Genomic DNA, 21,601 nt, shown 5'->3' on the forward strand with positions numbered 1-21,601 from the left:
TGGCAAATAAAGGCATAAAATGTATGTTAAAAACAAAAGTCTAGCTAAACCTGTTTCTTTAAATACACTGCATAGTGATGATTTTATTGTCATTGATTTACGATCACGCGGATATTTTTTAATTAGCCATATTAAAGGCGCGCTAAATATTGAATCTTTGCAACGCATTACTTATATCGCACAAGAGAATCCTCAAAAAAAGATTCTACTTTATTGCCACAGTGGAGCAACTGCAGCGGATTTTGGCACACAACTCACACAAAAAGGATTTCAAAACATTTACTACATTGATGAAAATTATTTTGCAATCAAAAAATATAATATCCCTCAAGATGGTGAAGGGCTAGAGTAATTAAGAAAATTTTTGCTAGAATTTCGTATTCATCTTAGTTTAGGCGTTGGATTATGGAAGAGTTATTTACGCAGTGGTTACAAGATTATGGCTACATTATTTTGTTTATTTGGAGCACATTAGAGGGTGAGCTTGGACTTATAATGGCGGGGATTATGTGCCATACAGGACATATGACAATCCCTATTGCAATTTTTGTTGCAGGGCTTGGTGGATTTGTAGGCGATCAAGTGTATTTTTACATTGGGCGTTATAATAAGCAGTTTATTTACAAAAAGCTTCAAACACAGCGCAGAAAATTTGCCCTTGCACATTTATTACTTCAACGCTATGGTTGGCCTATTATTTTTGTGCAACGCTATCTTTATGGAATGCGCACTGTAATCCCTATGAGTATTGGCGTAACGCGTTATAGTGCTAAAACCTTTGCGTTTATCAATTTTATTAGCGCATTAATTTGGGCGGCAATCACCATTATTTTATCTTATTACTTTGGTAAAGAACTCTTAGCGATTGTGCATTACGCAAAAGAACACTACTATGTTGCAATCCCTTTTGCAATTATTTTAGGTGGTGGAATCTATTATTACCTACATAAAGTTACTCAAAAAGTTGAAAAAAAGATAATAGGAGAATCAAATGAAAATTCTAGTAAATAATAAAAAAAGTGATTTAGAAATTGTATTAGTTTTTGATAAAAAATTGCCAAAAACTTTAACAAAGACTCAAAAAGATGCACTAGCGCTTAGAGAGTATAAGGGTGAAGGAAATTGCTTTATTGGAGAGCAGTTTTTCATCGGCATAGATAGTTATAATTACCCTTTTCCAAACGCTTTGCGTGATGCAATTGCAAATGCGATTCCAACAATAAAAAAACTAAACATCACCACAGCTAGTATTAATATAGAAACTCTACACAGCGCAAAAGAAGTTTGCGAAGGCTTGTTTCTAGGGGATTACAGCTTTGAAACTTTTAAAAGTAAAAAGTCTAAAAGCAAATTAAAAACTATATATTTACGCAGCAAAAAGTTAGAATCTAAAATCCTAGAATCCATTATCACAGAGACAGAACACATTTGCTCTAGCATAAATTTTGTGCGCGAACTCATCAACACTCCTCCTGCAATTGCCACACCAAAATACATTGCTAATCTTGCACAAAAAAAAGCAAAAGAATTAGAGATAAATTGCACTATCTATGATCAAAAATTTTTAGAAAAAGAAAAAATGGGAGCGTTTTTAGCTGTGGCAAAAGCAAGTGCAAATCCTCCTTATTTAGCGCATTTAACCTACAAACCAAAAACTACTAAAGGTAAAAAATCCCCAAAGATCGTGCTTGTTGGCAAGGGTTTAACCTATGATTCTGGTGGGCTTAGTCTAAAACCGGGTGATTATATGACAACAATGAAAGCTGACAAAAGCGGAGCTTGCGCAGTTCTTGGGATATTAGAAGCGGCAGCAAAACTTCAATTAAATGCTGAAATACACGGGGTTTTAGGATTAGCAGAAAATATGATTAGCGGAAATGCCTATAAGCCTGATGATATTTTAATTGCACGCAATCAAAAAAGTATTGAAGTGCGTAACACAGACGCAGAAGGGCGTTTGGTGTTGGCAGATTGCTTAAGCTATGCAAGCGATTTAAAGCCTGATTTCTTGCTTGATCTTGCCACACTTACAGGAGCTTGTGTGGTGGCACTTGGCGATTACAGCACAGGTGTTATGGGATATAACACAAAACTTGCAGAATCCTTTAATAAAGCTGCTTTTGCTGCAGGAGAACTTAGCGCAACACTCCCTTTTAATCCATATTTACGCAAACTTTTCAACTCTGATGTAGCAGATCTTTGCAATATCCCTTCAAGCCGCTATGGAAGCGCAATAAGCGCAGGAATGTTTTTAGGAGAATTTGTAGAAGAATCCCTACACCAAAAGTGGCTGCATTTAGACATTGCAGGACCTGCTTATGTTGAAAAAGCTTGGGGAGTCAATCCCTTTGGCGCAACAGGAGCTGGAGTGCGCGCTGTTATAGAATTCATCAAACAAAACATAAAGGACTAATATGGGCTTATCCATTGGTATTGTAGGACTTCCAAATGTGGGAAAATCCACAACCTTTAATGCATTAACCAAAACACAAAACGCACAATCTGCGAACTATCCTTTTTGCACTATTGAACCAAACAAAGCCATTGTCCCAGTCCCTGATATACGCCTTGATGCACTAGCAAAAATTGTCAATCCGCAAAAAATTCAACATTCTGTTGTAGAGTTTGTGGATATTGCAGGGCTTGTAAAAGGAGCTAGCAAAGGTGAAGGGCTTGGCAATCAGTTTTTGGCTAACATTAAAGAAACTGAAGTAATTTTACATATTGTGCGTTGTTTTGAAGATTCCAATATTACGCATGTAGAAGGCGATATTAATCCTTTGCGTGATGTGGAAATTATCGAAACAGAACTTTTAATTGCGGATATGCAAACTTTACAAAAACGCGTAGAAAGATTAACAAAAAATACTAGAAGTGGAACAGACAAGGAAGCAAAAGCACAACTTGAAGTTGCACAAGATCTTTTAAAACATATTGAAAATGGTGATGCAGTGCGAACATTTAACAATAAAGACAATGACTATTTTTTACTCTTAGATAAGGAATTGCGCTTTTTAACCAACAAGGATATTATTTATGGAGCAAATGTTGATGAAGATGGCTTAAGCACGGATAATTCTTTTGTTGTAACACTAAAAGAATATGCCACAAAACAAGGTGCAGAAGTGATTAAGCTCTGCTCTAAAATTGAAGAAGAACTTGTAGGCTTAAGCGACGAAGAAGCCATAGAATTTCTAAACGACTTAGGCGTGCAAGAAAGTGGCTTAAACGCTATTATTCGTTTAGGATTCCAAAAACTTGGGCTAATTAGTTACTTTACAGCAGGAGTCAAAGAAGTGCGTGCTTGGACAATTCACAAAGGAGATAAAGCACCTGTCGCTGCTGGAGTGATTCACAAAGATTTTGAAAAAGGGTTTATTCGTGCAGAAGTAATCGGATATGATGATTTTATCAAGTATGGCGGAGAAGCAAAATCTAAAGAAGCCGGCGCAATGCGCGTAGAGGGCAAAGATTACATTGTCCAAGATGGCGATGTGATGCACTTTAGGTTTAATGTTTAATTGGAATCCAAAAAAAGGATTCCAACTTTACTAATGTAAATCCGTGTTTAATTCAATCTTACGATTAGAACGGAATGCGATCATCTCGCCTGTTTTTGCATTTTGCCTAAAATGCACTCCATTTTTCCCTGATAAATCTCTACCTTTATAAAGCCCTGTTGCATTTATTGCAAAATCTGGATTAATCTCTGCTAGTTTTTTTGCTTCATCTTCTGCAATCTTAAAAACAGTCCCTGCAAGCACAGCGATTCCACCATCTACAATACAACCATCACCCAAAGAAATGCCTGTTGAACTATTCACTCCTAAAAGACAATTTTTACCAATACTAATAGGATCACTATTCCCACCACTTAGCACACCTAAAATACTAGCACCACCGCCAACATCACTACCTTCACCTACAATCACACTTGAGCTAATGCGTCCTTCATTCATGCACGCGCCCATTGCTCCTGCGTTAAAATTCACATAGCTAGCTCCGGGCATTTGTGTATAACCACCTGTTCCAAGATATGCTCCAAAGCGTGTTTTTGCGGTATCAAGCAAGCGGATATTATCAAATTGTGGAATCACTTGCATTAAATAACGCGGAAATTTATCCACAAAATCAATTGCTGGAAACTCTCCACGCATTTTTAAAGCAATTTCATTATCTCTTAACCAATCAAGCTCATAAGGGACATTTCCACTCCAAGCAACATTGCTAAGTAAGCCAAAAATTCCATCTAGTTGCAAGCTTCTAAGCGGTGCTTTGCCAAGTGAAAGTGCTAGAAGTTTCATATATGCAGATTCCACACTTCTGCATTGCACATCTTCATAAATCGCACAAAATCTGTAACGAAAATCTCCATTTTCTGTATAAATTCTATCTTCTTGCAAAGCGCGCTGAAGCTCAAGTAAAACTGCAACATTTTTGTGTGCATTTAGATTTGCTTGTGTTTGCGCAATAAAAGGAGCAAAATCTTCTAAAGCCTTAATTACAAACTCTTCTGTAATTCCAAAAACCAATTCGCTTGCGCTATCTTCTAACACTTCACATTCTTCGCGCAATGCGGAAAAAATCGCATAACTGCCAAAATTCTCTCCCCAATTTAGCACAGGATAAGTTGCTTGTAAAACCTTATTGCTAATCACACCAACATCTGCAAAACAAATTCCAAATCCAATGGGTTCTTTATAATTTGGACTATTCTTAATTGTTTCAACTTTTGCGTTAAATTGATTCATAAAATCTCCTTAATGATTAATCTTAGGATTATAACGCATTGTTCATAAAAAACCATAAAATCCGCTATAATTCCCAAAACTTAAAAAGGCTCAATGTGGAAAAATGGATTCTTATTTTAATTGTATTGATATGCGTTATTTTGCTCATTGCATTTGGTTTTGCTCTATGGAGCGGGCAAAAAAAACAAAGTAGTCCAAAAAAAGTTTCAAATAGGATTCCAACTGCAAAAGAACTCTTAGAGCTCTTGCAAGATAACACAAACACTCTAGCAGACCTAAAAGCACATAGCAACACAGCTTGCGCAAATTACGAGCATTATATGCAAGAACAAAGTGATTTTGATTTAGAGTTTGTTGCAATTCTAACCGCGCACAAAAGTGTTAATGCAAAACTAATCTTAGAAGTGGAGCGCAATTTTAAAAGCATTAATCCAGCACGCAAAACACTACTTGATCAAGCCCTAAGCTTAGGGCTTGGAAACCGCTAACTATTGCGATGTTTATAGTCTTCATAACCATAAGATTTTAAAATCTCAAAATTCCCATTTTTTCTAATCACTCCAATACTTGGAAGTGGGACTCCATTAAAGGTATTATTCTTAACAATTGTATAATGCACCATATCTTCAAAAATCAATCTATCCCCAACCTTTAAAGGTGCTTTAAAACTATAATCACCAATCACATCACCTGCTAAACAAGTTGGACCCCCAAAACGATAACTATATGACTTCTCCCCTTTTAAGCGCAATTTATTATTTTTATAATACGCTTTTGCAAAAAAACTATTGCGCACATTTGGACGATAAGGAATTTCAAGGCAATCTGGCATATGTGCCGCAGCACTCACATCTAAAATTGCAAGGTCAATTCCATTTTTCACAATATCCACAACGCTTCCAAGCAAAAACCCACATTGCCAACCCACCGCTTCACCAGGCTCTAAATACACTTCAGTTTTATATTTTTTTCTAAAATCTTTAATGATTTTAACAAGTAAATTCACATCATAATCCTTGCGCGTAATATGATGCCCTCCCCCAAAATTTATCCAACGCATTTGTAAAATCCACTCTCCAAAATGCTTTTCAAAATGCTTCAAGGTGCGCTTTAGAGCATCACTATTTTGCTCACAATGTGTGTGAAAATGCAATCCACTAATCCCATCTAAGCCATATTTCTTTACACCTTTTTTAAATTCTTTTGGCGGAATTCCTAAACGCGAACCCTCCACACAAGGGTTATAGATCTCTGGAGTAACCTCACTATATTTTGGATTCACACGCAAACCCACTTCAATTTTAGCAATCCCTTTGCGTTCTCTTAGAGCATTTTGCGTATCAATTAAATCTTTAAAAGTCTGCCACTGAGCAAAAGAGTTAAAAATAATATGATTAGAGATTTGCACAAGCTCACGCATTTCTTCAACTTTATAAGAAGGGCTAAATACAGCAACTTCTTTGCCAAATTCTTCATAGCCAAGACGCGCTTCGTGAATTCCACTTGCTGTAATGCCGCTTAAATATTGTTTTGCTAAATCAAAGCTTTTCCATAACGCATAACCCTTAAGTGCCAATAAAACCTTTGCTCCACTTCTTTTTTGCACAGAATCTAAAAGTTGTAAATTTTTCTCAAACTTTTCTTCTTCAAGCACATAACAAGGACTTGGTATATCTCTAAAGCATTGCGGATAATGACGCGTTAAATAACTAGATCGCGTCGGCTTTTTTGGATTCCGTGTTTGTTGTTGCATATTTAACCTTTGGAGAATTTTTGGTGAATTCTAACAAATCCTTACTTGTGTAAAGATTTTTTGGAATCTTTTTTAGTGCAATATTAAAAACTTCTAATGCGGTTTTAGAATCCTGTAAGGCACGATGCAAATCTTGATGATTAATCCCTAAAAACTCATTTAAAAATCCCAAAGAATAGCGTGGTGCTTCCAATGTTTTTTGTGCAAGCTTAATTGTGCAAAGGCGCGGATTATACAAATATCCAAATCCACATCTTGCTAAAGATTGACTTAAAAAATTATAGTCAAAATCCACATTATGCGCCACAAAAATACTATCTCCCAAAAAAAGCTTAAATTTCTCCAATACATTAATAAGTTTTGGTGCATTTTCTAGCATTTGCACATTAATCCCAGTAATTTTTGTAATAGATTCTGGAATCTCAGTGTTATACACAAAACTCTCAAAACAATCAACAATCTCCCCTCTACAAATCTTTAATGCACCAATCTCAATAGGAGTATGCACATAAGGATTATGTCCATTTGTTTCAATATCAACAATGCAAAATGTTTCTTTTACAATTGGGGTAATTTTAGGACGAAAATAAACATTATTATGTGCAATTTCAATGGGGATTCCACTATTTTTAAAAATCTCTAATTCACTCTCTACATCACCAAAAAGTCCTGCTATTGGTGTTAGCAAAGTTAAAAGTTCATTTTCACTTAAAGGGCGTTTGTTTAAAATTGCAAGAATTTTATCATAGCGTTTTGGCATAGGGATTCCGCATTAAGAGTTTGAAAGAGAGATTGTAACAAATAAATGCTAAAATTCGTATCCATAAACCTTATGGCTTTGCTTATCAGCACTTATTGCGTCCTGCACCGTATTTTGCTTCCATCGCTTCTTTGAAAAATTCCTTTTGAGTTTTTGGAATCTTATTGGGGTGATTTTTCTTAAAATGCTCCAAATACTTATCATAGCTTGGCATTCCAACAAGCAAATGAAAAAAACGATCGGACTTTTTATAGAGCATTTTTAAATATAAAATAATTCTCCGCATAAAATATCCTTAAGTCAATAATTCTATAAGTTTATAATTAAAAATTTAATAAATTTTGAAGTCTATGTTATAAAAAAGATTAAAAATGTAGCCTAGTAGCATAATCCCAAAAATGGGATTAATTAGCGTTTTGCTTCATTAAGTTTTTTATTTGCTGTATCTTGTGCAGCATCTATTGCTTGATCTTTTGCCTCTTTAACAATCTCATCACCTTTCTTTCCTGATAAGAATCCGCTAATTGCATTAATTCCGATATCAATTGCTTTATTCTTAACATCCTCTACAGCTGCATCTTTACTATCTGCTGCAAATCCAACATTTCCAAGCAAAGCAACCAAACTTACCGCAATTAAAACTTTCTTCATTTTCACTCCTTATTTATCCTATAGGATATAGATAATGGGATTCTAACCATATAGAGTTTAAACAATACTTAACTCTATAGGATAAATATATGACAAAAAATATTTTTTGTAATGTCTCAAAAGAAGAAGTTGTTTTGTTTTATGCTAATATTTCTAAATCTGTTCGAGAAATCAGAGAAAAAAAGGGAATATCACAACTAGATCTAGCATTAGAAATTGGGATTAAATCTGTTGCATTTTATTCAAATTGCGAATGTTGCAGATATGGAAAACACTTTAATTTAGAGCATTTATATAAGATTTCTAAAGCATTAGAAGTAGATATATGCAGTTTCTTTAAGGACTCATAAACTTAAGAGAAAGATCTCTCTTAAGTTTATGCTAATGCACAACAACCTGTCCTTCATAATCACTAGTCTTCAAATAAGGGGATTCTGAAAGTGGAATCGCATTTTCTCCTTTTGTGCATTGCAGACAAATTTTAATAGTTTGGATCAAAATCAAGCAAGTTACAAACATAAAAAACGCACATAAACTTGCATTGATTAAATTATTTGTAGCAATAGTTGCAAATTTTTCTGCTAAAGCTGGATCAGTTGCTGCTGCGGCTTTTGCACTATTAATTTGCCAAAGTGCAATATGGCTTACAGCATCGTGGATTTTCTCTCCATTTGCAGGGAGTAATTTTAAAATTCCTGCATAAAGTGTTGAGATTAAGACCCAAGCAGCAGGTAAAATCACAACCCAAGCTTGCTTTGCGCGTCCCATTTTAAAGAGCACAGTAACCACAAGCAACAATGCCATTCCTGCTAGCATTTGATTAGAAACGCCAAAAAGCGTCCAAAGTGATTTAACTCCACCTTGTGGATCTGTTATACCTTGATACAAAATATATCCCCAACCAATAACACAAATCAAAGTTGCAATCACACCCCAAAAAATAGAATGGATATTCCCAATAGGTTTATACACATTCCCTAACACATCTTGCACCATAAAACGCCCAGCTCTAGTCCCCGCATCAACTGCCGTTAGAATAAATAATGCTTCAAACAAGATTGCAAAATGATACCAAAACGCCATAGAACCTTGATTAAAAAGTGGAATCTCAGAAATAATCATAGCAAGCCCAATAGCAAAAGTAGGCGCACCACCTGTCCTACTTAGAATACTATTTTCTCCGATATTATTTGCCATCCCCAAAATCTCTTCTGGTGTAATCACAAAACCAAAATTACTAATTGTTTGCGCCGCCACTGCTGCTGCTTGCGCCGCATCACTAATCCCAGCTGTTCCTAATCCAGCAGGTGCAACATTGATAGAAAAATACAAACCCGGAGTTAAAATACAAGCAGCAATTAATGCCATTATTGCAACAGCTGATTCCATAACCATTGAGCCATATCCTACCATTCTAGCGTGCGATTCTCTCTCTAACATTTTTGGCGTTGTCCCACTTGAAATTAATGCGTGGAATCCACTAATTGCCCCGCAGGCAATGGTGATAAACAAAAATGGAAAAAGTTGCCCACTAAACACAGGACCGCTTCCATCTATGAATTTTGTTGTTGCTGGGAATTGAATATCAGGTGCTACAAACAAGATTCCAGCTGCCATCAATACAATCACACCGATTTTTAAAAAGGTGCTTAAATAATCCCTAGGAGCAAGCAAAAACCAAACCGGCAAAATCGCTGCAATAAAACCATATCCAATCATAATATAAGTCAGCGTTACAGGGCTTAGTGTGAAGATTTCTGCAAGTGCTGGATTCTCTGCAACTACCTGCCCATAATATAACGACAAAATAAGCAAAACGAAACCAATAATACTAGCTTCTCCAATTTTTCCCGGACGCAAAAAACGCATATGAATCCCCATATAAATCGCAATAGGAATCGTCATAGCAATGGTAAATAACCCCCAAGGCGATTCTGCTAGCGCATTAACAACAACTAGAGCTAAAATTGCAATAATTAGCATCATAATGCCTAAGATTCCAATCATAGCAATACTTCCAACACCTTTGCCAAGCTCTAGTTTAATAATTTCCCCTAAAGACTTTCCATTTCTACGCATAGACACAAACAACACAGTAAAGTCATGCACAGCCCCCGCTAAAACAACTCCCACAACAATCCAAATCATACTTGGCAAATATCCCATTTGTGCTGCTAGAATAGGACCCACAAGAGGACCTGCCCCAGCAATAGCTGCAAAATGATGCCCAAAAAGAACAATCTTATTTGTTGGCACAAAATCACGCCCATCATTTTGAGTTAAAGCAGGAGTTGCACGATTATCATCTAATCCCAGCACTTTTTCTGCAATATATTTTGAGTAAAAACGATAACCAATCGCATAAATACAAACTGCTGCAACAACAATCCAAACTGCTGAGATTTGCTCTCCTTTATGCAGGGCAAGCACACCAAAACCCCACGCACCAATAAAGGCAACAATAGCCCATATTACTAAACTTAAAATTTTATTCATCAAAACTCCCTTGAAATTACTTAAAAACCAAGTGCGGCTATTATATATTTTTATTTTACAATCACAATGCAAAGAACAAAATTTAAGCAATATTATGTTTCTTTTTGAAAAAATTACTTAAAAATGTTTATTTTTTACCCAAATTTTACATAAGATTTTGTTTTAAAGTATTCTAAAAACATCCAAAAAGCCTTAGGAATATTTATAATTATGAATAAACTCCACAAGAGAAATGGCGTTTTGACGCGGTAAATCCGGAAGCATTCCGTGTCCTAGATTAAAAATGTGCGCATTTCCTTGCATTAAATCTAAAATCTCTTTTGCGCCCTTTAACATAGAATCTTTTGCATAAATTCTACACGGTTCTAAGTTTCCTTGCAAGGTATATTTTGAGCCTAACTTTTCTTTAGCTAAACTTAAAGGTGTGCTCCAATCCACACCAAAAACATCAAAATTTCCATCAATTTTATCTAAAAAACCAGAAATTCCTTTAGGAAACAAAATTACAGGAATATGTGGATATTTGTTTTTAATAAAATCTGCAATTTCTTTGCAATATTTCCAACCAAACTCTAAATATGAGTCTTGCTCTAATGCGCTTGCCCAAGAGTCAAAAACCATCACAGCATTTACACCTGATTTAATTTGAGATTCCAAATAATGTTTTAAATTATGCGTAACTTTTTGTAAAATATCTTGTAAAAATTCAGGATTTTTATAAAGAAGTTTTTTTGATTTTGCATAAGTTTTACTTCCCTCTCCTTCAATCATATAAGTAGCAAGTGTCCAAGGCGCGCCACAAAAACCGATTAATGCCTTATCCTTTGCTAAATTTTGGCGCGTTAGGGCAATGGTTTCATAAACATACTCCAGTCTTTCATAGGCATTTTCGCTGAGTGCTGCTAAATCTTTCGCACTTTCAATAGGATTTGCAAACTTTGGTCCCTCTCCTACAAAAAATCCCAAATCCATTCCCATTTCTAGTGGAACCACCAAAATATCACTAAACAAAATTGCCGCATCTACATTTAAAATCTCTACAGGTTGCAAGGTTACTTCTGAAGCAAGTTTTGGATTCTTACAAAGAGAGAGAAAATCTCCTGCTTGTTTGCGCACTTCTCTATATTCATCCAAATATCTTCCTGCTTGACGCATAAACCAAACAGGCGTATAAGGCGTGTGTTTTTTAAAGCAAGCATCCACAAAAACCATTATTTTCCTTTATTTACATAAAATTTTTGCGTATTTTATCTAAGCAACATAGCATTTATGCTAAAATCAAACCTTTATTTCATTCAAAAATTTAAAATTCTGCTAAATTTTTGTTCAAAAAGGTTAAATTATGATTTTAGAACTTGCAAAGAAAGTTTTTAGCAATAAAAATGACCGCTTAATAGGACATTATCGCAAAGAAATTCGCAAGATTAACGCCCTTGAAGAAAATTATCAAAACTTAAGCGATACAGAGCTTCAAACTGCTTTTCAAACATTAAAAGAGCAAGTTCAAAATGCCGATAATCCACAATCAATGCTCAATAAAGTCCTTTATGATTCCTTTGCAATTACAAGAGAAGCAAGCAGAAGAGTTTTAAATATGCGCCATTTTGATGTGCAGCTCATCGGTGGTATGGTGCTACACGAAGGCAAGATTGCCGAAATGAAAACAGGGGAAGGAAAAACGCTTGTTGCAACACTGCCTGTGTGTTTAAATGCAATGATTGGCAAAAGTGTGCATATCGTAACAGTTAATGATTATCTTGCACAAAGAGATGCAGAGCTTATGCGTCCATTGTATGAATTTTTAGGATATTCTGTTGGAGTTGTTCTTAGCGGAAACTACGATGAAGCAAACCGCCTAACGCAGTATTCTTGCGATATTGTTTATGGCACAAACAATGAGTTTGGTTTTGACTATTTGCGTGATAATATGAAATACGATTACAATCAAAAAGTGCAAAAACACCATCATTTTGCCATTGTTGATGAAGTAGATTCCATCTTAATTGATGAAGCACGCACACCTTTAATCATTTCAGGTCCCGCAAATCGCACGCTTGATAACTACAAACTTGCAAATGAAGTTGCTTTAAAACTTAAAGTTGAAACGCATTACACCATTGATGAAAAAAACCGCACAATAATGCTTACTGAAGAAGGGATTAACCAAGCAGAAAAACTCTTTAAAATTGATAATCTTTATAGTATTGAAAATGCAATTTTAGCCCATCATTTAGATCAGGCTTTAAAGGCAAACAAACTCTTTAAGATTGACAAAGACTATGTGTTGCGTGATGGTGAAGTTGTGATTGTTGATGAATTTACAGGGCGTTTAAGCGAGGGACGGAGATTTAGCGAGGGACTACACCAAGCCTTAGAAGCAAAAGAGGGAGTCAAAATTAAAGAAGAATCTCAAACACTAGCAGATATTACTTATCAGAACTATTTTAGATTCTATGAAAAACTAGCGGGGATGACAGGGACAGCACAAACTGAAGCAAGCGAGTTTCTACAAATTTACAATCTTGATGTGATTTCTATCCCTACAAATATCCCTGTTCAACGCAAAGATTTAAATGATTTAATCTACAAAACAGAAGCAGAAAAATTTAAAGCCTTAACACAAAAAATCATAGAATTACACAAAAATGGACAACCTATTCTTGTTGGTACAGCTTCTATTGAAAAAAGTGAGAAAATCCACGAACTTCTCCAAAAAGAACGGATTCCACATTCTGTTTTAAATGCAAAACAACACGCAAAAGAAGCAGAAATCATTAAAGATGCAGGCAAGAAAGGTGCAGTAACCATTGCGACAAATATGGCAGGACGCGGTGTGGATATTAAAATCGATGATGAAGTACGCGCACTAGGAGGGCTTTATATCATTGGAACAGAACGCCACGAATCAAGAAGAATTGACAATCAATTAAGAGGAAGAAGTGGCAGACAAGGAGATCCCGGCACAAGTCAGTTCTATCTAAGCTTAGAAGATTCCTTATTGCGAATTTTTGGAAGCGATAAAATTAAAAACATTATGGATAAACTAGGACTTGATGAAGGGGAACATATAGAGTCCAAACTTGTAACGCGTTCTGTGGAGAATGCGCAAAAAAAAGTAGAATCTATGCACTTTGAAGCAAGAAAGCATTTGCTAGAATATGATGATGTGGCAAATGAACAAAGAAAGGCGATTTACCGCGTGCGCAACGAGCTTTTAGATCCAGAATATAACATTACACATAAGATTATTGAAAACCGCCAAGAATCTATTGCTATGCTCCTTGAAAAATGCGAAGTTTTTAGCAATGATGATAATTTAGAGCTTCTTTGCGCTCAAGCTAGAGAAGACTTCAATACACTTTTAGATGAAAATGCACTGAAAGATCATTATAAAACAAACAATAGCTTTGAAGGTTATATTGAAGACATTTTGATGCGTGATTATGAAGCAAAAATGCAAAACATTAATGCAAAAACACGCAGTGAAATTGAAAAACTAGTATACCTCCAAACACTAGATAATTTGTGGCGCGAACATTTATATGTAATGGATAATCTAAAAACCGGAATCGGATTGCGTGGTTACAATCAAAAAGATCCTTTAGTAGAATACAAAAAAGAAAGCTACAATCTCTTTATTGATCTTGCAGCACAAATTAAATACACCGCCATTAAAATGCTTCAAAAGATTCAATTAAGAGCAGCAAATAACACGGATCAAACTCAAGCCGCACGCCAAAAACTTGCTGATTCTACAAAAGGCGCGCAAGCAACACAGCCAAAAGCACCGATTTTCAAAGGCAGACCTGTGCGCAATGAACCTTGCCCTTGCGGGAGCGGCAAGAAATATAAAGATTGCTGTGGCAAAAGCGGGCCAAAAAGCGGTGAACTTGCAAGAAAAGCATAAAATGTCAAAACAGCATTTGGTTTTTTATCTTGTGCGTCGTTATTTACGCTTCAATAAAACACAGCCTTTTATTTCTATTACTGCAATTCTTGCATTTTTAGGAGTCAGTATTGGCGTAATGGTGCTAATTGTTGCAATGGCATTAATGAATGGTTTCGATAAAGAGTTTGAGCGTAAATTGTTCATTATGAATTACCCTATCACTCTAGTTGGAGGAGGTTTTGATCGTCCAAATGCAGAACTTTTAGCGGATTTAGAAAACAATTTTAAACATCTAAGGTTTAGTCCCTTTATCCAAACACAAGCCTTATCAAAATCCAATGATAGCATTGAAGGAGCTGCTGTTTTTGGAGTAGATTTTGAGCGCGAGAGTGCCATTAATCCAGTCTTTAATGAAGCTTTGCTCTCCACAAAACGCACCTTTAAAGAAAGACTTGGAGAAACTTATAACCCGAACACTTTTGAAATCATCATAGGAAAAACACTAAAAGAACAATTTGATTTGCAGTTTCACTCTAATTTGCTTTTGATTTTTACACAATTTAGCCCAACAGCTATCAGCCTAACTCCTACAATGAAACGCTTTAATGTAGTAGGAGTGTTTAATTCTGGGTTGATTGCTTATGATAAAAGCTATCTTTACACAACCCTAGAAGCTTTGCGCATTATCAAGGAAATGCCACAAGGTGTGTATGATGGAATCCATATTTACTCACAAAACCCGCAAAAAGACATTATCTCTCTAAAAGAAAAATATCCTTATATGCGTTTTGTAGGTTGGTGGGAGCAAAATGGTAATTTCTTTGCTGCTTTAGAGTTAGAAAAAAGAGCCTTATTTATTGTGCTTATGCTAATTATCTTAGTTGCTTCTTTGAACATTATCAGCTCACTTTTAATGACAGTAATGAATCGCAGAAAAGAGATTGCTCTACTTTTGACAATGGGAGCAAGCACGCAAGAGATCAAAAAAACATTTTTATATTTAGGTAATGTCATAGGTATTAGTGGAATCCTAGTGGGAGCGATTTTAGCAGCAATGATTTTGTTTGTGCTTGCAAACTTCCCAATCATCTCTTTGCCTGCTGATGTTTATGGTAGCGATAAACTTCCACTAGATTTATCTTTAATTGACTTGATTTCTATTCTTGTAGGCTCTTTTATTATTGTATTTTTCTCCTCTTATTATCCTGCAAAAAAAGCAACACAAATTGATCCACTACAAGTTTTACGCAATGAGTAAGACTCGCAAAGACTTTGAAAAAATCTTTATAGAAATTACAAATTTTTGTGGTTTAGATTGTAGTTTTTGCACCCCCAAAAAAGAACCAAAAACCACAATGTCGTTAGAACTTTTTAACAAAATCACAAAAGAAATCTCTCCTTACACAAAACGTTGTGCCTTGCATATTTTAGGAGATCCCTTAAGTATAGATTATCTTAAAGATTATTTGGATTTAGCACAAAATTTAAGCATTGATATTACCACAAGTGGTTTTTTTTTAAACACACAAAACACTGCACTCTTGCTAGAGCATAAAAATATCCATCAAATCAATATTTCTCTTGCTAGCGCACTTTATCAAACAAACCCCATATCCCTTGAATCTTATTTAAAAAAAGTTTTAGAACTCTGCAAGAATCATCAACAAAGGCAAAGTCAAAAGTTTATCAATTTAAGATTATGGAATCTAAACCAAAACTTCACTGCCCCAAAATGCAATTTAGAAATCTACAAAATCTTGCAAAATCATTTCAATCTTTTTTCCATCTCTCCACTCAAAACACGCCTTGCTTATAAAATCCACTTAGTTGGAGCACCTTTTTTTCAGTGGGCAAATCCAAACAGCAAAGATCGACAAGCTCAAGGATTTTGCTATGGAGCTAGCAAACAATTAGGAATCCTTTGTGATGGCAGAGTTGTGCCTTGCTGTTTTGATACGCAAGGAAATATTACATTAGGAAACCTACAAACACAAAGTTTTATAGAAATTCTAAATTCCAAACGCAGAATCTATTTAATTAATGGCTTTAAAGAAAACAAGCTTGTTGAGACCCTTTGCCAAACTTGTAAATATCCAGAATATTTAAAAAAATTAAAATTTAAAATGTGATTTCATATTAAAAATAGAGCTTTTAATTAATCTAGTTTTTTAACTCTAATTTTTTAACTCTAATTTTTACTTGTTGCTTTAAGATAATTTAAAAGAAAGCTCCCCTACAAAAAAGGGGAGAAGTTTTTAGAATAACGCAGTCGCTACAAAACCTAAAGCAACACTAAATACGATTGCTAAAACACCTGGCAATAAGAATGCGTGATTAAACACATATTTACCAAGTCTTGTAGAGCCTGTATCATCCATTTGAACTGCACCTAAGAGTGTAGGATAAGTTGGAAGAACAAAAAGTGCTGAAACAGCTGCAAATGAAGCTACAAGCATATAAGAATCTCCCGGATTTGCCGCTGTAATTCCAAGTGCCGCAATAACAACTGGAGTGATAGCTTTTGCAGTTGCTGCTTGAGAATAGAGAAGCATTGCCGCAAAAAAGAAAATAACAGCCAATAATGAAGGAACAGCTTTTACCCAATCTCCAGCCAAAGTTTTAATTTCTTCTGTATAACCGCCTACAAATGTATTTCCAAGCCAAGCAACACCAAGAACACACACGCAAGCTACCATACCAGATTTAAACACGCTAGTATCAGCAATTTTACCAGTTTCTACTTTGCAAAAAATTACAATAAATGTTGCAACTGCAAGCATAAAACTCATAATTGCCGCATCTCTAGGAACAATAACATTTTCAATTAAAACGGGCTTACCACCAATTTTTGAAATCGCTGTTGCATAAAAAACAACCAATAAAACTCCAATTAAGAAAATTCCAACAGAAAGCTTTGCGCCTTCTTTAAGTTCCATATTTTGAGCACCAACTGCAGGCTTAACTAAACCTTGAGCCAATCTTTCTTGATACACCGGATCTTTACTTAAATCAAGATTTAAGAACATTGTTATCACAAATGCTGTTAGCATACAACCAATAAATGTAGTTGGAATCCAAATTCCAAGCAACAGTGGATAACTCCAACCAAGTGGCTCTAATACACCCGTCATATAAACAACAGCTGCACTAACAGGGCTTGCAGTAATTGCAATTTGACTAGAAACAACCGCAATAGAAAGTGGAGCTGACGGTTTAATATTTTGCTCTTTTGCAACTTCTACAATAACAGGAATCATTGAAAACGCAGTATGCCCTGTCCCAGCAAGCAAAGTTAGAACATAAGTAACTGTTGGAGCAAGATAGTTAATATATTTTGGATTAGAACGCAAAATTCTCTCTGCAATCTGCACTAAATAATCCAATCCACCAGCAAGTTGCATTGCTGAAATCGCAGCAATAACTGACATAATAATCAAAATAACATCCCAAGGAATACTACCAGGTTTCATTCCTAGTGCTAAACCTAAAATTACAACACCAATTCCCCCAGCATAACCAACTCCGATTCCGCCCAAGCGGATACCAACAAAAATCGCTCCAAGCAAAACGATAATTTGAAGTATTAATAGAATATCCATTTATTTACCCTTACTTTTTATTTTTAAGACTTAAGCGTCTCTTTTCTTTTTCATTTGTGGATTCAGCATATTTTTAGGATCTAAGATTTTATCAATCTCTTCTTTTGGCAAATATCCTCTCTCCAAACAAATATCTCCTACAGCTTTACCAGTTTGCAATGCTTCTTTTGCAATGCTTGCAGACTTTTCATAACCAAGCACTGGGTTAAATGCAGTTACAATTCCAATAGAATTTAACACAGATTGCTTGCAAGCTTCAGCATTTGCTGTTAGGTGTTTCACTGCTTTTTGCGCTAGTGTTTTCATTGCATTTTCTAAAATCACTAAAGAATTGAAGAGTGCATAAGCGATTCCTGGCTCTACTGCATTGAGTTCAAATTCCCCTCTTTCACTGCAAAGCATTATCGTTGTATCATTTCCAATAACTTCATAACAAGCTTCTTGCACAACTTCGCAAATTACAGGATTTACTTTTCCCGGCATAATAGAACTTCCCGGTTGCATTTTTGGTAAATTAATTTCACCCAAACCACATCTAGGACCAGAATTCATTAAACGCATATCATTTGCGATTTTATTTAATCTCACCGCTGCTGTTTTTAACGCACCACTTACAAAAACAAAATCTGCTGTATCTTGTGTTGCTGCGATTAAATCCATTGCTGGCTTATACTCTACTCCAGTAATTTCTTTTAATTTTTTTTCTACAAGATTCTTATAATCTGGGTGGCAGTTAATCCCTGTTCCAATCGCTGTTGCACCCATATTTAGAGTTTCCATTACGCTTCTTGCATAAGTTAATCTCTCAATATCAGTCTTAATATAAGTAGCAAAAGCATTGAATGTGTTTCCTAAAGTTGTAGGCACAGCATCTTCAAGCTCTGTTCTACCCATTTTAATCATATCTTTAAAATCTTTTGCTTTGATTTCAAGTTCATTTTTCAACTCTTCCATAGCTTTTAGCAAATCACCTAATTTCGCGTGTGTCGCCACTTTAATAGAACTTGGATAAGTATCGTTTGTGGATTGTCCCAGATTTGTATGATCATTTGGATGAAGATATTGATACTCACCCTTTTTATGCCCCATACTCTCTAATGCGATATTTGTAAGAACTTCATTGACATTCATATTTGTAGAAGTCCCAGCACCACCTTGGATCATATCCACAACAAACTGATCAATAAACTCACCAGCAATCAGCCTATCGCACGCTTTTATAATTGCATCTGCTTTCTCTGCGTCTAAAACGCCTACCTCTTTATTTGCAAGTGCTGCTGCTTTTTTAATTTGCGCAAATGCTTTAACAAAGAAAGGGTAATCCTTCAATTTTCTTCCACTCATATGGAAATTTTCCACAGCCCTAAAAGTTTGCACTCCATAATAGACATCATCAGAGATTTCTAATTCACCAATAAAATCGTGCTCTTTCCTAGTTCCCATGATAGACCTTTCTAAAGAATCTGAATTTAAAGATTAATCTATGTAATCTTTATGAAAAGGATATTACTCTTATAAAACTTATTACTTTTTGATATATAAAATTTAATTTATTATTTTAAGTTATACATTATATATTTTTTAAGATTCCTTTTTTGCGCTCATACAATACAATTGCACTTGTAACAAAAGTCGCACATAAAATTCCCAAAGGATATGCAATCATTACTCCAATAAAGCCATAAAAATTTGGTAAAACTAGCACAAAGAACAACGCAAATACAAGCGTATAAGAAAATGTGATCATAAAAGAACTAAGTGTTCTTTGAATAGATTGAAAAAATATTGCACTCACAATATTTACACCCAAAAGTGCGTAACCTAAAAAATATAACCGCATAGAATCTTGTGTATCTTTTAGTAAATTTATATCACGCATTGCAATATCATTTGGCAAAAACCAGCTCACCAAATACGGAGAACACATATAAAACAATCCATACAATACAATTCCACCTATTAAACTAAACAGCAAACCAAATTTAAAAATCCCCATCACACGCCCCATTAATTTTGCTCCATAGTTGAAGCTAGCAATAGGCTGCACACCTTGCGCCATTGATAAAAGAATCGTAAAAGGTATAATTCCAATATACATAATCATACTATAAATTGCTAATCCCCTATCCCCTGCAATACTTGAAATTGTGTGATTAAAAATTGACATCATTACACTAACACTCACTTCAGAACTGCTTTGTGGAATTCCATTTTTTGTCGCATTTAAAAGTGCATAAATATTAAAAGAACGCACTAAAAATAAATCGCCTTTTTTGCGCAAAAAATGCTGCAACAAAATACACATTCCAATGCCGTGCCCTAAAAGCGTAGCTAATGCACTGCTTGCAATCCCAAGCTCTAAAATAAATAAAAAAATATAATTTAATACAATATTAGAAAGTGCCCCCACCACCATTGCTACCATTGCTAAAACCGGTTGTTTATCATTAATAGCAAAAATATCAAGCATAGGGTGCAGCACAATAATAAAAGCTCCTAGATAAATCACTTCAGTATAATCTTCAACAAAAGGCAAGAGCCGCTCACTGCTTCCTAACTTTAAGGCAATAACATCGCTAAATAAAAATAAAAGAATTCCGCCTATTACACTTGTAACAAGCGCAAAATAAAACACAGAACTAAATACAACCCTTGCATGCAAGGCTTTATTTCTCCCTAAAAAGTATGAAGCCATTGTCGCACCACCAATGCTAAAAAGCAACTCAAAGGCAATAAGCACAGGAAAAATAGGCCATGCAATTCCAATTGCAGCAAGCGCATTTTCACCTAATTTTTTACCCACAAAAATACCATCAATCGTAGAATAGCTTGAAACTGCTAGCATAGCAATGAGCGCAGGCACAAAATACGAAAAAAATAATTTTGGAATTCCAAGCGTTTTTAGCTCTTCTTTAGATTTTTGTGATTTTTGCACAGACTGCTCCATTATCTCTCCTAAAAACATCTCACAAATTTACATAAATAAATGCAAAATTGTAGCACAACTAAAATTAACCCAAATCAGTAAGTGTACTTTATTCGTATAGATAAAGAATATTTGCATTTTTGAAACATTTTTTATTTTTTTGTAAAAAATTTGCTTACTTTTTAAAAAATAAAGTTTCATTTTGCTAAAATTCATAGTTTTTAAACGCTTTATTTTAAAGATTTATACTTTTAGGAGGAAATGATGGCAGAAAATGTCAATCGTAGAGATTTCCTTGGTATGACTCTTGGAGCTGTTGCGGCTGTTGGTGTAGGCGCATCACTTGTTGCAATGAAGTCTTCTTGGGATCCATTACCAAGTGTAGTTTCAGCTGGGTTTACGACTGTTGATTTAAGCAGTATGCAAGATGGAGAATACCGCCAAGTTGAGTATAGAGGGACTCCTGTATATGTGATTAAAAAAACTGAAGCAATGCAAAAATGCGAACAAAGAGATGTGGTTGTTGGAGAATCAAGCTTTAGTGTTGGAATCCAAATTTGCACACACTTAGGCTGTATCCCTTCTTATGATTCCAACTCCACAGAATTTCATTGTGCTTGCCACGGAGGTCGCTTTGATGCTTGTGGAAGACAAGTTTTTGGTCCTCCTCCAACCCCTATGGTGATTCCACCTTTTAAAATTGATGGGACAAAATTGGTGCTAGGCGAAGAAGGTCCAGAGTATTTAAAGCTCATCGGAAAAGCATAAGGAGTAGT

Annotated in this window: 20 protein-coding genes; 10 read left to right on the forward strand and 10 right to left on the reverse strand. The window is 35.2% G+C overall.

The annotated features are described in order from the left end of the window. The first annotated feature begins 19 nt into the window (after window positions 1–19). From Q0358_RS04315 to ychF, 4 genes are read left to right on the forward strand one after another with little or no spacing between them, the layout of a single operon-like run. The gene (locus Q0358_RS04315; protein WP_299547721.1) at window positions 20–352 is read left to right on the forward strand and encodes a rhodanese-like domain-containing protein; all 333 of its coding nucleotides are present in this window, start codon (window positions 20–22) and stop codon (window positions 350–352) included. A 53-nt stretch (window positions 353–405) separates the two neighbouring features. Further along, entirely contained in the window at window positions 406–1,011 is a 606-nt protein-coding gene (locus tag Q0358_RS04320; protein WP_299547724.1) for a DedA family protein, read from the forward strand. Beyond that, on the forward strand, window positions 992–2,413 hold the full coding sequence (locus Q0358_RS04325; RefSeq protein ID WP_299547725.1) for a leucyl aminopeptidase: 1,422 nt from the start codon (window positions 992–994) through the stop codon (window positions 2,411–2,413). The genes Q0358_RS04320 and Q0358_RS04325 overlap by 20 nt, the downstream gene beginning before the upstream one ends. Before the next feature lies 1 nt (window position 2,414). Beyond that, a complete protein-coding gene (gene ychF, locus Q0358_RS04330; RefSeq protein WP_299547728.1) occupies window positions 2,415–3,521 on the forward strand; it encodes a redox-regulated ATPase YchF in 1,107 nt (368 codons plus the stop codon). 30 nt (window positions 3,522–3,551) lie between these two features. On the opposite strand, the gene Q0358_RS04335 is transcribed toward ychF, so the two are convergent. After that, on the reverse strand, window positions 3,552–4,751 hold the full coding sequence (locus Q0358_RS04335; RefSeq protein WP_299547731.1) for a 2,3,4,5-tetrahydropyridine-2,6-carboxylate N-succinyltransferase: 1,200 nt from the start codon (window positions 4,749–4,751) through the stop codon (window positions 3,552–3,554). A 95-nt stretch (window positions 4,752–4,846) separates the two neighbouring features. On the opposite strand from Q0358_RS04335, the gene Q0358_RS04340 reads away from it, so the two are divergent. Further along, window positions 4,847–5,239 carry a hypothetical protein gene (locus tag Q0358_RS04340; protein ID WP_299547734.1) on the forward strand — a complete coding sequence of 131 codons (393 nt, stop codon included), beginning with the start codon at window positions 4,847–4,849 and terminating at the stop codon, window positions 5,237–5,239. Here the strand turns inward: Q0358_RS04340 and nspC are convergent. The 4 genes from nspC to Q0358_RS04360 form a co-directional block, all read right to left on the reverse strand. Further along, window positions 5,236–6,504: a carboxynorspermidine decarboxylase gene (gene nspC / locus Q0358_RS04345; RefSeq protein ID WP_299547737.1), complete on the reverse strand. Its 1,269-nt coding sequence runs from the start codon at window positions 6,502–6,504 to the stop codon at window positions 5,236–5,238. The genes Q0358_RS04340 and nspC overlap by 4 nt on opposite strands. Then, window positions 6,461–7,264 carry a 3'-5' exonuclease gene (locus tag Q0358_RS04350; RefSeq protein WP_299547740.1) on the reverse strand — a complete coding sequence of 268 codons (804 nt, stop codon included), beginning with the start codon at window positions 7,262–7,264 and terminating at the stop codon, window positions 6,461–6,463. The genes nspC and Q0358_RS04350 overlap by 44 nt, the downstream gene beginning before the upstream one ends. Before the next feature lie 85 nt (window positions 7,265–7,349). Then, window positions 7,350–7,550, reverse strand: a complete 201-nt coding sequence (gene kcuS / locus Q0358_RS04355) for a KCU-star family selenoprotein (RefSeq protein WP_299547743.1) — start codon at window positions 7,548–7,550, stop codon at window positions 7,350–7,352. Window positions 7,551–7,672: 122 nt separating this feature from the next. Further along, window positions 7,673–7,915 (reverse strand): hypothetical protein, encoded by a 243-nt coding sequence (locus Q0358_RS04360; RefSeq protein ID WP_299547746.1) that lies wholly within the window; start codon window positions 7,913–7,915, stop codon window positions 7,673–7,675. A gap of 89 nt (window positions 7,916–8,004) precedes the next feature. Here Q0358_RS04360 and Q0358_RS04365 point away from each other — a divergent pair, with 89 nt between their 5' ends. Then, entirely contained in the window at window positions 8,005–8,265 is a 261-nt protein-coding gene (locus tag Q0358_RS04365; RefSeq protein WP_299547748.1) for a helix-turn-helix transcriptional regulator, read from the forward strand. A gap of 31 nt (window positions 8,266–8,296) precedes the next feature. On the opposite strand, the gene Q0358_RS04370 is transcribed toward Q0358_RS04365, so the two are convergent. Beyond that, on the reverse strand, window positions 8,297–10,411 hold the full coding sequence (locus tag Q0358_RS04370; RefSeq protein WP_299547752.1) for a carbon starvation CstA family protein: 2,115 nt from the start codon (window positions 10,409–10,411) through the stop codon (window positions 8,297–8,299). Window positions 10,412–10,603: 192 nt separating this feature from the next. Then, complete coding sequence (gene hemE, locus Q0358_RS04375) at window positions 10,604–11,623, reverse strand: uroporphyrinogen decarboxylase (RefSeq protein ID WP_299547755.1); 1,020 nt, start codon at window positions 11,621–11,623, stop codon at window positions 10,604–10,606. Between the two features lie 130 nt (window positions 11,624–11,753). Between hemE and secA the strand changes: the two genes are divergently transcribed. Genes secA through Q0358_RS04390 form a run of 3 tightly spaced genes read left to right on the forward strand, consistent with a single transcriptional unit; the run spans window position 11,754 to window position 16,429 of the window. Next, window positions 11,754–14,318, forward strand: coding sequence for a preprotein translocase subunit SecA (gene secA, locus Q0358_RS04380; RefSeq protein WP_299547759.1), 2,565 nt, complete (start codon window positions 11,754–11,756; stop codon window positions 14,316–14,318). A gap of 1 nt (window position 14,319) precedes the next feature. After that, the gene (locus tag Q0358_RS04385) at window positions 14,320–15,558 is read left to right on the forward strand and encodes an ABC transporter permease (RefSeq protein ID WP_299548210.1); all 1,239 of its coding nucleotides are present in this window, start codon (window positions 14,320–14,322) and stop codon (window positions 15,556–15,558) included. Continuing rightward, window positions 15,551–16,429, forward strand: a complete 879-nt coding sequence (locus tag Q0358_RS04390) for a radical SAM/SPASM domain-containing protein (RefSeq protein WP_299547762.1) — start codon at window positions 15,551–15,553, stop codon at window positions 16,427–16,429. The genes Q0358_RS04385 and Q0358_RS04390 overlap by 8 nt, the downstream gene beginning before the upstream one ends. Before the next feature lie 126 nt (window positions 16,430–16,555). Here the strand turns inward: Q0358_RS04390 and Q0358_RS04395 are convergent, their stop codons facing one another. The 3 genes from Q0358_RS04395 to Q0358_RS04405 all read right to left on the reverse strand — a co-directional run bounded on the left by Q0358_RS04395 (window position 16,556) and on the right by Q0358_RS04405 (window position 20,846). Then, a complete protein-coding gene (locus Q0358_RS04395; protein ID WP_299547765.1) occupies window positions 16,556–17,899 on the reverse strand; it encodes an anaerobic C4-dicarboxylate transporter in 1,344 nt (447 codons plus the stop codon). A gap of 30 nt (window positions 17,900–17,929) precedes the next feature. Beyond that, window positions 17,930–19,342, reverse strand: a complete 1,413-nt coding sequence (locus Q0358_RS04400; protein WP_299547768.1) for an aspartate ammonia-lyase — start codon at window positions 19,340–19,342, stop codon at window positions 17,930–17,932. Between the two features lie 127 nt (window positions 19,343–19,469). Next, window positions 19,470–20,846 carry an MATE family efflux transporter gene (locus tag Q0358_RS04405; protein WP_299547772.1) on the reverse strand — a complete coding sequence of 459 codons (1,377 nt, stop codon included), beginning with the start codon at window positions 20,844–20,846 and terminating at the stop codon, window positions 19,470–19,472. A 243-nt stretch (window positions 20,847–21,089) separates the two neighbouring features. Between Q0358_RS04405 and petA the strand changes: the two genes are divergently transcribed. Continuing rightward, complete coding sequence (petA, locus tag Q0358_RS04410; RefSeq protein WP_299547775.1) at window positions 21,090–21,593, forward strand: ubiquinol-cytochrome c reductase iron-sulfur subunit; 504 nt, start codon at window positions 21,090–21,092, stop codon at window positions 21,591–21,593. Window positions 21,594–21,601: the final 8 nt, after the last annotated feature.

Source organism: uncultured Helicobacter sp., from assembly GCF_937893305.1.
GTDB lineage: Bacteria > Campylobacterota > Campylobacteria > Campylobacterales > Helicobacteraceae > Helicobacter_D.